We start from the raw sequence: 12,403 nt of genomic DNA, 5'->3' as shown, positions 1-12,403 counted from the left end.
AATAAACAAAACCGGATAGACCCTGTTCAAATATAGATCATAGTTGGAATAAAGTTCATAAAAAACATCCAACCCGTTGTTTTAAAATATTTTTGGTGCGGGCGGTGGGACTCGAACCCACACGGGCATACGCCCTTCAGATTTTAAGTCTGATATGTCTACCATTCCATCACGCCCGCATCTGGCGCCGCCTTTGACCTCAAGACCCCGCGCAGGTTTCCTGCTTGGGTTTTCCTCTTTCGTCCCCGCTTGATCACGCGATGCAGGGAACGGAGTTGCTCCCAAATCATCCCTGCTCAGACAAAGACGAGTCTCAAGGTCGAGGCGCACCATAGCGAAGACAAACGGCGTGTAAACGGGTCAGATGTCTTTTCCCGAAGGCGCCAGGGGTCCGCCCTCCAACAGCAAAAACCGCTCCGACAGCCAGGGGTTGTTTTCCAAGGCCAACAGGAGCTGCGCACGTGCTTCCTCGGTCCGTCCGAGGTTCATCAATGTCAGGGCGCGTCCCGATTGGGCGGCAACGTGAGAGGGTGACAAAACCAGCGCTTTATCCAGATCGATCAGGGCATTGCTGTAGTCTTCGCGCAGAAAATGGATGTAGGCCCGTTGATTGAAGCCTTCTGCATAGTCGGGGCAATAGTCGACAAGGCGCGAAAATGCCTCCAGAGCGCCCGCAAAATCGAAAATCTGCCGATGCCGCATGCCCTTGTCGAGTACTTCCTGCGCGGCCTCATCGGGCGCGCGCAGCCAGACCTGCCACATCTCGTTGGAAACCTCCTGGCCTGCCATGTCGTTCGGCGCGGCGCGGGCCTCCGCAAAGAGCGCTTCCAATTCAGAGGAATAATCCACCGGCGCAGGACAGGTGGCAAAGACCGGGCCCGCACAGACCGACAGGATAAAGGCAATCTGTTTCATAGCAGAAAAAGTGACATGGGATCGCCTCAGGTCAAGGGCTGTCCGCCAGCATCGTCTCCTTGACCGCTTCCATCGCCACATATGTCGAGGTGCCCGCCACATGCGGCAGCATGGAAATCGTCTCGCCCAGAAACTGCCGATACCGTGACATGTCGCTGGTGCGCACCTTGAGCAGATAGTCAAAATTCCCTGCAATCATATGGGCTTGCTCAATCTCCGGCACCTTTGCGACCGCCGCGTTGAAGGCCCTCAGCGCGTTCTCCCGGGTGTCGCTCAGGCGTACCTCGACAAAGGCCACGTGGTCCAGCCCCAACTGGATGGGATCCAGCAAGGCACGGTATCCGATGATCACGCCGGTCTGTTCCAATCTGCGCAAACGGGCCTGAGTGGGCGATTTTGACAGCCCGATCCGCTTGGCCAGATCGGTGATGCTGATCCTGCCGTCTTCTGCCAGAACGGATAGAATCGCGCGATCAAACCGGTCAAGGTTCATCTGATCACTTTGCTCTCTTTCTTCCAGTAATTTAACCACATCGACCTCCAATTCCGTCACCTTTGGTGATTATGGCTTCTGTTTTAGCTGTATACTAGGAAAAACCTTCACCGGAGATATCAAATGGCCCGTGACACCCCTCTCTCCCTGCGCCATCAAATCGACGCGGGCACCTATGCCGATCCAAACACCGTTCTGTCGGAACTCGTCGAAACCGCGCAATTGGCTCCGGAAACCCGGCAAGCCATCAGCGCATCTGCGGCACAGCTGGTCCGGGATATTCGCGGCACAACCGCACCCGGTCTGATGGAGGTGTTCCTGGCAGAATACGGCTTGTCCACCGATGAGGGCGTGGCCCTGATGTGTCTGGCCGAAGCGCTGTTGCGGGTGCCGGATGCGGACACCATCGATGCGCTGATCGAGGACAAGATCGCGCCGTCGGATTGGGGGCGCCATCTGGGCCATTCCACGTCGAGCCTTGTGAATGCCTCCACTTGGGCACTGATGCTGACGGGCCGTGTGCTGGACGACGAACAACCCGGCCCGGTGCGACATCTGCGGGCGGCAATCAAACGATTGGGCGAGCCGGTAATCCGCACCGCCGTCAGCCGGGCGATGAAGGAAATGGGCCGGCAATTCGTGTTGGGAGAAAACATCAACTCTGCCATGGAACGCGCGGCAAACATGGAGAAAATCGGATTTACCTACTCCTATGACATGCTGGGCGAGGCCGCACGCACGGAGGCGGATGCCAAACGCTACCATCTGAGCTATTCGCAGGCGATCTCCTCGATTGCAACCACCTGCACCGCGCCGGACATCCGCCGCAATCCGGGCATTTCCGTCAAGCTCTCCGCGCTGCATCCCCGGTATGAAGTGGCGCAGGAGGAGGCGGTGATGACCGATCTGGTGCCCCGGTTGCGCGCCCTGGCCCTGCTGGCGAAATCTGTGGGCATGGGTCTGAACTTGGATGCCGAAGAGGCCGACCGGCTGGCCCTGTCGCTGGAGGTGATTGACCGTGTGATGAGCGAGCCCGCGCTGGCCGGTTGGGACGGGTTCGGCATTGTCGTGCAGGCTTACGGTCCGCGCGCCGGGACCGTGATCCAGGCGCTTTATGACATGGCCGAACGCCATGACCGCAAGATCATGGTGCGGCTGGTCAAAGGCGCCTATTGGGATACCGAGATTAAACGCGCACAGGTCGAGGGGATCGACGGCTTTCCGGTCTTTACCCAAAAGGCCGCCACCGATGTGTCCTACATTTGCAACGCCAGGACGCTGCTGGGCATGACCGACCGGATTTATCCGCAATTCGCCACCCATAACGCTCATACCGTTGCTGCCATCTTGCATATGGCCGACGACCCGGAGGTCTATGAGTTTCAGCGCCTGCACGGCATGGGGGAGACGCTGCACAAGCTGGTCATGGCGCAGAACAAGACCCGCTGCAGGATCTACGCCCCGGTGGGCGCGCATAAGGACCTCTTGGCCTATCTGGTGCGTCGCTTGCTGGAAAACGGCGCAAACTCCAGCTTCGTGAACCAGATCGTGGACGAAAACGTGCCGCCGGAAGTGGTCGCGGCGGACCCCTTTGAGGGTCTGAGCGCGCGGGCATCTGACATCCCGAAAGGCCCGGCGCTGTTCCTGCCCGTGCGGGCGAACGCAAAGGGATTTGACCTGGCCCATACCCAGACGCTCGATGCCATCGAGGCTGCGCGCGGGGCCTTCGCCGGGCATCGATGGCTGGCAGCCCCCCTGCTGGCGGCGCCGGTCGATCCGGGTGGTGTGACCACCGAGGTCACCAATCCGGCAGATCCGGGGGATACCCCCGGCAGCGTACAAAACGCCACAGCAGCCGATGTGGCCACAGCTTTCGATCACGCAGCCCCCTGGGATGTGCCGCTTGCGGAGCGGCGCGCCGTCCTACTGCGGGCGGCAAGCCTCATGGAGGACCGCTACGGCGAAATCTTTGCGCTGCTGGCCCGCGAGGCTGGCAAAGGGCTGCCTGACTGTGTGGCTGAGCTGCGCGAGGGGGTGGATTTTCTGCGTTACTACGCGGCACAGGCCACAAACGCGCCGCCTGCGGGGATCTTCACCTGCATTTCGCCGTGGAACTTTCCCTTTGCGATCTTCTGCGGCCAGGTCACTGCCGCCCTCGCCGCGGGCAACGCGGTCTTGGCAAAACCGGCGGAACAAACACCATTGGCCGCCCATCTGGCGGTGTCGATCCTGCACGAGGCCGGTGTCCCCCGCGCCGCCCTGCAATTGCTGCCCGGTGGCGGAGATATCGGGGCCATGGTCACCTCAGATGCCCGCGTCGGCGGCGTGGCGTTTACCGGCTCGACCGCCACCGCCCTGCGCATCCGCGCCGCGATGGCGGAAAACTGCGCGCCGGGCACGCCGCTGATTGCGGAGACCGGCGGACTGAACGCCATGATCGTGGACAGCACCGCCCTGCCGGAACAAGCGGTGCAATCGGTCATCGAAAGCGCCTTTCAGTCGGCGGGTCAGCGGTGCTCGGCCTTGCGATGCCTCTACATTCAGGAAGACATTGCAGAGGATTTCACCAGGATGCTGACCGGCGCGATGGATGCCTTGCGCCTTGGCGCGCCCTGGCATCTGTCCACCGATGTGGGGCCGGTGATCGATGAGGCCGCGCGAAAGGGCATCGCCAATCACATTGCCGCAGCCCGCACCGAGGGCCGCGTCATGGCGGAGCTGGGCGTGCCGGAAACGGGGACATTCATTGCCCCGACCCTGATCAGGGTGAACAGCATCGCAGATCTGGAGCGCGAGGTTTTCGGGCCCGTCCTGCATATGGCCACCTTCAAATCCCACGAGCTGGACGCCGTGATCGACACCATAAACGCCACCGGATACGGGCTGACCTTTGGGCTGCACACCCGCATTGATGATCGCGTGCAGCACATCTCGGAGCGTATCGAGGCCGGGAACATCTATATCAACCGCAACCAGATCGGCGCCATCGTTGGCAGCCAGCCTTTTGGCGGCGAAGGCCTGTCAGGCACCGGTCCCAAGGCGGGCGGGCCAAACTACCTGCCGCGGTTCTCTGAACCCGACCGGGAGGATCGGGAAGGCACATGGGACGTCGCGATGGCGGCCCTTCCGGCGCTGCGGCAAGCGCTGCCCGCCCCGCTTGCGGCGCAAAGCCTGCCAGGGCCGACGGGCGAATCCAATCGTCTCAGCACCCTGCCCCGTGCCGCGTTGTTGTGCATGGGCCCCGGTCCGGAAAGCGCCGCGGCACAGGCCCGCGCGGTCGCAGCGCTAGGCGGCATCGCGGTGCTGGCAACCGGTGCCATCGACCCTGCCGCCCTGACGACGGGCCCCGCCTATGGTGGTGTGCTGTGGTGGGGCGACAAAGACACCGGTCGCGCGATCGAACAGGCGTTGGCAAAACGCGTCGGTCCGATCATCCCGCTGATCCCGGGGCTGCCGGATACGGCGCGGGTCCGGGCCGAACGCCATGTCTGCGTGGACACCACCGCGTCGGGCGGGAACGCTGCTTTGCTGGGCGCCGCTACCTGACGTTGAAACCCCGGTGGGAATGCGCCGGGGTCCCTTGACGCCGCCTATCCAATCGCCCAGCGTGGTCCGGTGTTTCCGATCCGCGATCATAACCCGTCCGGCCGTACGCCCTATGTCACCTACATCCTGATGGCGGCCAATGTCGGTATTTTTCTCAGCTATGTGGGCATTATGCAGGACGCCCGATTGATCAGCGGGTTCTGGGCGGACTGGGCGCTTGTCCCGGCGCGACTGGATCAGGGACAGGGCGGCTATACCTTGATCTCATCGATGTTTTTGCACGGCGGGTGGATGCACCTGATCGGCAATATGCTGTTTCTGTTCATCTTTGGCGACAATGTCGAGGATGAGATGGGCCATATCGGTTATTTGCTGTTCTATCTGGTCGCCGGTGCCGCGGCGGGCTGGGTGCAATACCTGTCAGCGCCCTTTTCCACAGTCCCGACAGTCGGGGCCTCCGGCGCGATTGCCGGTGTCATGGGCGCCTATCTGCTGCTTTTTCCAAAGGCCAAGGTCGATATCCTGATCATCTTTATCATCTTCTTTCGGATTTTCCCGATACCGGCCTGGATCATGCTGGCTGTCTGGTTTGCCCTGCAATTTGTCGGCGGCGTGGGGTCGGACCCGGACGCGGGCGGTGTCGCCTACTGGGCACATGCAGGTGGATTTATCGCCGGGGTTATCCTGACGATCCCCGCATGGCTACGACGCGGCGGGCCCTCTTTCTGGGAACGCACGGAAGGACATCCGCCCCACCCCGAAGCCCACTACACATTGGTGAAAAGCAGCGTTCCGAAAGTTCCACGGCGGCAGCAGCGCCGACGCGGACCGTGGAGCTGATCAGCCGCGCACCAGCTTGGCCAGCGGCGAAAACAGCGCCTCATTGGCACAGATGAGCGTGCCATCTTCGACAATATTGCCCGCGGGATCAATTGGCTCAGCCAATCCGCCTGCCTCGCGCACGATGATCAGGCCCGCCGCCAGATCCCAGGCGTTCAGACGGCGCTCCCAAAACCCATCGTAGCGCCCTGCGGCGACATAAGCGACGTCCAGCGCTGCAGCCCCCCAGCGGCGAATGCCGGAGCACACGGGAGCCACGCGCGCCATTTCCTTCAGCGTATCGGGCAAATCGGACCGCCCGGCAAAGGGCAGCCCGGTGGAAAACAGGCTCTCGATCATCTTGGTGCGACCCGATACGCGCAACCGGCTTTCATTCATCCAGGCACCCGTGCCTTTTTCGGCGAAGAACATCTCATCCTTGGCCGGGTCAAAGATCACGCCTGCAACGATCTGCCCCTTATGTTCCAGCGCGATGGAAACCGCCCAATGCGGCAGCCCGTGCAGGAAGTTCGTGGTGCCATCCAGCGGGTCCACGATCCAGCGGCGCGTGGGGTCCTGCCCGTCTTCGGCACCGCCCTCTTCGCCCAGCCAGCCATAGGTGGGACGCGCGGCCATCAGGTCTTCCTTGATGATCTTTTCGGCGTTGATATCCGCCCGGCTCACAAAATCGCCTGCGCCCTTCATGGAGACCTGCAGGTTTTCAACCTCGCGGAAGTCCTTGACCAGCGAACGCCCAGCCCGGCGGGCGGCTTTGATCATGATGTTGAGATTTGCGCTGCCAACCATTTTTCGGCTCCGATAGGGGATCAGGCTGCGCGTATAAGTGCTGTGCCGGGCAATGCCAAGGGCCGTTTCGCGCAAAGCCTACCCGGGCCGGACATGGCTGCGATGCGCTTGATGCAAATGCTGTCGGCGGCTCAGGGGGCCGACAGCCATGCGGCGACACCGCCTGCCATTTCGGGGCGGAAATAGGCGATCATCCGGCCCTCAGGCGCCGCCCTCGCGCCGGGCGCCCAGGGCGCCACGCCATGCAGCGTCAGCCGGTGCATCAGCGACACCGATCCCAGCGGTGCCGGGACCGCGATGCGCCCGCAGGTTTCAAACGCCTCACGTCTTGCTTTTTGGTAAATATCTGTGACATCGACCTGGGAAAGCGCCCCGCTGGCGACATCGGCAAATGCCGCCTGCAGGGCCGCACGCATGATGTGATGGCTGCCTTCCCAGACAACCAGCGGTGCGGCATCTGCTGCGGCATCGGTCAGTGGAATGCCCAAAACGAAGGCATGCGGCTCCTGCACGAAGCGCCGCTTTGGCGTTCCCAGCCCGATGATCCCGTCCACATGCGCGGCATCGCGGTCGCGGCGATAGCGAAACCCGGCCTCGCTCTCCCCGGCGCGCGGTTTGGGATAGCCCGGATAGATAACCGACAGTTGTGCCGGGTGCAGATCGGGCCATCCACCGCAGTGCTGCGTTGCGAAGGCGACTGCTGCGCCGACAAGGGAAGGGCCTCCCTCAAGCTGCCCTCTGGCATCATTTGGCAGCGCATCCAGCCCAACGAACCATGTCCCCTCACATTCATGTAAATGTGCGTTTTCAGGTGCTTGAACGGCGCGTTTCGCGTGATCAAGGGCGTGCGCGGCCCATGCCTCAACAGCGGGGTCAGGCGCAAAAGAAACCCATCCCTTATCAAAGAAATCGCCCGTCATCGCGCTTCTCTCAGACTCAAATCAGGCAGGTTCATCAATGAGTGACCAAAGCTGTGCCGATCACCCGTCACTACCGCAAGCTCGCAGCCAAGCTCTGCCCTCCGGTCCCAGCGTCTTTTCACCCCGCGTTCCGCAATCCGGAAGACGGTTGGATTTGCGCCAACGCCTGCAGCACAAGCTCTGGCCCTGCGCTCGGCTGATGCGCGCCCTCGGACAAGATGCGGCGCCACGCTCGCGCGCCGGGACGCCCCGTGAAGAGACCCAGCATATGCCGCGTGATCTGCCCCAGCTTCCCGCCCTCCGTCAGATGCGCGTCGATGTAGGGCAACATCTCGTGCACGGCTTCCTCCGGCTCGACCCGCGTGCCGGTGCCAAAGATCACCGGGTCGGCGTCACAGAGAATCGCGGCCGGATCATGGTAGGCCGCGCGACCGATCATCACCCCATCGAGACCCGCATCGAGAAACTCTTGCGCCTGTGCCAGCGAAGTGATGCCGCCATTGATGGAAATCTCAAGGTTGGGAAAGAGCCCCTTCATCCGCATCACCAGATCGTAATCCAGCGGCGGAATATCCCGATTTTCCTTCGGGCTCAGACCTTGCAACCAGGCTTTGCGTGCATGGATTGCGACGCGCTCGCACCCTGCCCCGACGATACGTGCAAGAAATTCGGGCAGCACCTCCTCCGGGTCCTGTTCGTCCACCCCGATGCGGCACTTTACGGTCACAGGCACCGATACGGCGGCCTGCATTGCAGAGACACACTCCGCCACAAGCGTGGGTTGTTCCATCAGCACCGCCCCAAAGCACCCCGATTGCACCCGGTCCGAGGGGCACCCCACATTAAGGTTGATCTCGCAGTATCCCGCGTATTCCCCAAGCTTTGCCGCCTGCGCCAGTTCGGCGGGATCAGAACCGCCAAGCTGCAATGCTACCGGGTGCTCCTCAGGCGAATACGCGAGCAGATGCAGCGCCTTGCCACGCACAAGCGCCGCAGACGTCACCATTTCGGTGTAAAGCAACGTATGCTTACTCAGGCGCCGATGCAGAAATCGGCAGTGCCTGTCGGTCCAATCCATCATCGGGGCGACAGACAGTATTTTTCCTTTATTTTTCAACAATTTATGTTACTCTTCAATGAGATCATATCGGGAACAGCGTGCACTATTTTGGACTGAATTGCACGGTTTTGTACCCTGTTTGATCTCTTAGTGCACGGAAATTGCACGGATGGAAAGGAGTGCACGGCGATGGCAACGATCATTCGTACCAAGCAAGGCACGTGGCGTGCGCAAGTGCGACGCAAAGGAAAATATGCGTCAGGAACCTTCCGATTGAAGACGCTGGCCTCTGAATGGGTGACCGAAACCGAACGGCTGATTGACCTGGGCGGTGAGCCAACGTCCCGCAAGGCAAGAAAAGCGCGCACTGTCGCCGATCTGATTGATGTGCACATTACCGATCTCCAAGAGGTGGGCAAACCGATCCGCCGGTCGAAACGGGCCGTACTGGAGGCGTTGAAGCGCGATCTAGGCGCGAAGCGGATAAATGCCCTCGATCGTTCTTCTTTGATCACCTACGGAAAAATGCGCGCAAAACAAGGGGCGGGTCCGGTCACCCTGTCGGTTGATCTGTCCTACTTGCATACTGTGATGACCCATGGAGCCGCAGTCCACGGTGTCAGTCTGGATACCGAGTGCCTGCGGCTTGCACGCAAAGCGCTGTCACGACTTGGCTTAGTTGGCCGCTCAAGGGAACGCGACAGGCGGCCAAGCCCCGATGAAATCGATGCATTGCTCAAGTATTTCGACACAAAAACCAACATGATCATCCCAATGGGCCGTGTCATTCGATTTGCGATTGCCACAGCGATGCGTCTAGAGGAAATTTTCAAGATTAGCTGGGATGACGTCGACTTCACCAAGCGCATCGTGGTCGTCAAGGATCGGAAGGATCCCCGGGCCAAAGATGGAAACGACCAGAAAGTCCCCCTACTCAACCTGACAGGCTATGACGCCTGGCACTTGCTGCTCGAACAAAAGATTTTGACGGGAGGTAAAGGCCGTGTCTTCCCGTATCATCATAAGTCCGCAGGAACTGCGTTTCGTCGTGCAAGGCAAGCAGCTGGCATTGAAGATCTGCGCTTTCATGACCTTCGGCACGAAGCGACCAGCCGTTTGTTCGAGGCGGGTCTGACAATTGAGAGGGTCGCGCTCGTCACCGGTCATAAGGACTGGAAGATGCTAAGACGTTACACGCATCTCAAGCCAGAAAGCCTACATCAGCTTCAGTCGGAACCGCAGCTCACGCAAGAAGAACACATGAGGTTTCTGGCCGAGGCTCGCTGATTCCTATCGCAAGGTTCAAATCGGGAGGGCGCAACCAACGGTGTCAGCAAGACCTGTTCCAAACAGCGGCTTGATGATCCCATTCGATCCAGCACTGCCACATAACAGCCTTGTTGTTGCTCAACATCTAGTATCAGGTTTCGCTACCATTTCTGCTATTCGCCGTGGCGACCATAAGGTTTGTCCCTAGCGCCTTACGACACCCGGACCCAGCAAAGAGGGCGGTTTGCCGACATTCGCTGCATATGAAATTTACAGATCCGCCAACCTGACAAAGCGGCCGTTGGGCTTAAGAGCCAGAGCTTATGGTGATACAAGTCCCAGATCTGCTGACACTACGCACATCACCCTGGCTGTGAACGCTAGGCCAGGAACAGCCAAAAGCGAAAAGCCAATAGAGTACAGAGCCAACACGGAATAAACAGCGCTCCGCGAAGTATACCTGTCCTGAACAGTGTAAAAGCTTCTTAGAACGTCGATCTTAATCTGATTATCATCGTCCTTTTTGAGCGCGTCTGAGGCAGTTTTGAGACTCTTGCCCCGTTCTAGCCAAGGTGCGCGTTGGAGAAAGGTCGATGCGATTTGCGGTCTTCTTGAACGTATCGTCGCGAACATCGATCGTAGGTTTCGAGCTGAAACGTTGTCGATTGTTTCAACCACATAGTCATTAATATCGAGCGCACTTTTCACGATGCCGGGGGCGAATATTTTATATACGATTGTGCCGACGCCAAGAAGCAAGAGGCCCAAGTAGATTAGGTTCAGACGCATTGAAAATTCAATCCATGGCAAGCATTGCCCAATCTCAGACTGCTGTTCAAGTAGGCCGCCCAGACCTCCGAGGTAATCCTCGATTTGTGAATGGTACAAGATCATATATCCGATGAATGGTGTACTCATCGTGATTGCCGCAGGTATGCTCTGTCCAAATCCCCGCAACAGATGCCAATTTAGTGTCCGAAAGCGCCAAGCCTCAGGCTGCCAACTTGACTTCGTCTCTGGAGCTTCATCGGGCAAAATTTGTCACTCCACGCTAGAAATTCGCAAAGTACGGTTCTCGTGAGTGTAAAATTCCCCCACAGTAATCTCAGGAATATCCAGTTCAGGTGCAATCATCGAAGTTGCAATGATCATTTGATTTTCAGATACTGCTGCAGAAGACTTTTCATGTAGCAATCGCTGAAAATTTCTACTGCGCTCCGGCTCCATTCCCTTATCTTCAACGGTATCCATCAATAGGAAACGCGGATGTGAAAAGGAACTCTGATTGGCAGCTGCAACGGCAAACGACGCGATGAAGCTGTTCCGCAGGTAAACCATGGAGCTAGCGGAAAAAAACGACTCTCCGTTGACGTTTATTCGGTCGCCGTCAAAGTCAAAGTTGACGGAGTCGGCATTCATAAAGGTCGATTGCCTTTCCAAATCCCTTCTTAAGAAATCCAACACTTCCAATTCGATTGAGCGCCTGGCTTGCGATATCTGATTTCGATCACGCTTTTCTGATGTCTCGATTATTGCCTTCACACCATCGATCTTCTTTTGAAGATCATCTCGTTGTTGTTGTGCCTCTTGTAATTCAGCAATGACTGATTTGCGCCCGGCTAGCTCCTCTAGCTCTCGTTGAGCATATCCGGCTTCCCTATTTAGCGATCTCAATTTTGTACGCAGTTCGGTTGTGGGACTGCGTAGTGACACCGTGTAATGACGACCAGCTTGTTCCCACAGTTCGGTGAGTTTTGTAAGCTTCGCCTTCAGATCGGAAATGCGCTTGCGGCGGCCAGTTTGAAGGTCGAATGAGCTTTGTCTTTGCCGAGCATATTCGTTGATCAAACGAAGTGCCCGTTCTTTGACCTGGCTCTTGTCAGACGCTTGTTTGCACAGCGAACATGCGCCCTGAACTGTAGTACCTTCGACGGGCGCAAAACAAGCGGGGCAAAACTCGAAACTCAGAGCGTTCAACTCATCCACAACCATCTTCGATTCGTGGAGAGCATCCAATTTCTTGGTGAGTGAAGCTATGAACTCATCCGAATCCGATGCCTCCAACTCAAGATAGTCAAGTTCCTCTCTGGCCTGCCCGATCTCAGCTTGAAGTGACTGAACTCTCGCGTAGGTATCCTGTTGGTCATTAAGTGACAGTCTGTCCTCGAACTGAGCGGAAAAGACTTGTGCCTCAATCGTCTCGATCTGTTTGTTTAAACCATCAAGATCACGCTGTAACCGAGCATACTCTTGGTCGATCCACTCTTGTGTTAAGGGATGCCCGTCGCGCCCATGCAACCTGGTTAGAGTAGTAATTCTTGAGATGACGTCCTTTATTTCAGCTTCGAAGGCTTTGAGATTAAGCTTTGCGGCGTAGTAGTCTTCGCTAAACGCGCCCAGCAATAAGTGCCCGACGGTCTGTCTTGTAATCGCATCATCAAATGGCTGGTTCCGAAACAGCTTCTCAACTGAGCTCAACTGATCCGAATAAAGCAACCTAGGGTCAGGACTCATTGAGTTTCAAAGCCAGTAGATAACCAGTGCCGCGAGTGCGATAGCTGACAAGAAGACCTT

The 12,403-nt window shown here is 58.3% G+C and carries 9 protein-coding genes and 1 tRNA gene; 3 read left to right on the top strand and 7 right to left on the bottom strand.

Going from position 1 to position 12,403, the window contains the following annotated elements; genetic code table 11:
* Nucleotides 1–93 precede the first annotated feature (93 nt).
* The 3 genes from Q1A20_RS19145 to Q1A20_RS19135 form a co-directional block, all read right to left on the bottom strand.
* Nucleotides 94–179 (bottom strand) — tRNA-Leu (locus tag Q1A20_RS19145).
* 181 nt (nt 180–360) lie between these two features.
* The gene (locus tag Q1A20_RS19140) at nt 361–915 is read right to left on the bottom strand and encodes a hypothetical protein (RefSeq protein ID WP_299918177.1); all 555 of its coding nucleotides are present in this window, start codon (nt 913–915) and stop codon (nt 361–363) included.
* Nucleotides 916–946: 31 nt separating this feature from the next.
* Nucleotides 947–1,408: an Lrp/AsnC ligand binding domain-containing protein gene (locus Q1A20_RS19135; RefSeq protein ID WP_298971608.1), complete on the bottom strand. Its 462-nt coding sequence runs from the start codon at nt 1,406–1,408 to the stop codon at nt 947–949.
* Nucleotides 1,409–1,531: 123 nt separating this feature from the next.
* Between Q1A20_RS19135 and putA the strand changes: the two genes are divergently transcribed.
* Nucleotides 1,532–4,954, top strand: coding sequence for a bifunctional proline dehydrogenase/L-glutamate gamma-semialdehyde dehydrogenase PutA (putA, locus tag Q1A20_RS19130; RefSeq protein WP_299918174.1), 3,423 nt, complete (start codon nt 1,532–1,534; stop codon nt 4,952–4,954).
* Nucleotides 4,955–5,023: 69 nt separating this feature from the next.
* Entirely contained in the window at nt 5,024–5,794 is a 771-nt protein-coding gene (locus tag Q1A20_RS19125; protein ID WP_299408707.1) for a rhomboid family intramembrane serine protease, read from the top strand.
* Here Q1A20_RS19125 and Q1A20_RS19120 read toward each other — a convergent pair whose 3' ends face one another.
* The 3 genes from Q1A20_RS19120 to dusA form a co-directional block, all read right to left on the bottom strand.
* Complete coding sequence (locus tag Q1A20_RS19120; protein ID WP_299408705.1) at nt 5,795–6,580, bottom strand: inositol monophosphatase family protein; 786 nt, start codon at nt 6,578–6,580, stop codon at nt 5,795–5,797. It abuts the gene before it with no gap.
* Between the two features lie 131 nt (nt 6,581–6,711).
* The gene (locus Q1A20_RS19115; protein ID WP_299408702.1) at nt 6,712–7,500 is read right to left on the bottom strand and encodes a hypothetical protein; all 789 of its coding nucleotides are present in this window, start codon (nt 7,498–7,500) and stop codon (nt 6,712–6,714) included.
* Nucleotides 7,501–7,618: 118 nt separating this feature from the next.
* Entirely contained in the window at nt 7,619–8,620 is a 1,002-nt protein-coding gene (gene dusA, locus Q1A20_RS19110; protein ID WP_299918171.1) for a tRNA dihydrouridine(20/20a) synthase DusA, read from the bottom strand.
* 129 nt (nt 8,621–8,749) lie between these two features.
* Here dusA and Q1A20_RS19105 point away from each other — a divergent pair, with 129 nt between their 5' ends.
* The gene (locus Q1A20_RS19105) at nt 8,750–9,847 is read left to right on the top strand and encodes a site-specific integrase (protein WP_299918168.1); all 1,098 of its coding nucleotides are present in this window, start codon (nt 8,750–8,752) and stop codon (nt 9,845–9,847) included.
* A 1,023-nt stretch (nt 9,848–10,870) separates the two neighbouring features.
* On the opposite strand, the gene Q1A20_RS19100 is transcribed toward Q1A20_RS19105, so the two are convergent.
* Nucleotides 10,871–12,343 carry a hypothetical protein gene (locus tag Q1A20_RS19100; protein WP_299918165.1) on the bottom strand — a complete coding sequence of 491 codons (1,473 nt, stop codon included), beginning with the start codon at nt 12,341–12,343 and terminating at the stop codon, nt 10,871–10,873.
* Nucleotides 12,344–12,403 lie beyond the last annotated feature (60 nt).

Origin of the sequence: uncultured Roseobacter sp. (assembly GCF_947501835.1) — a bacterium.
Classification (GTDB): Bacteria; Pseudomonadota; Alphaproteobacteria; order Rhodobacterales; family Rhodobacteraceae; genus Roseobacter.
Note: the sequence above shows the minus strand (reverse complement) of the source record. Positions and strands in the feature narration are given on the sequence as shown.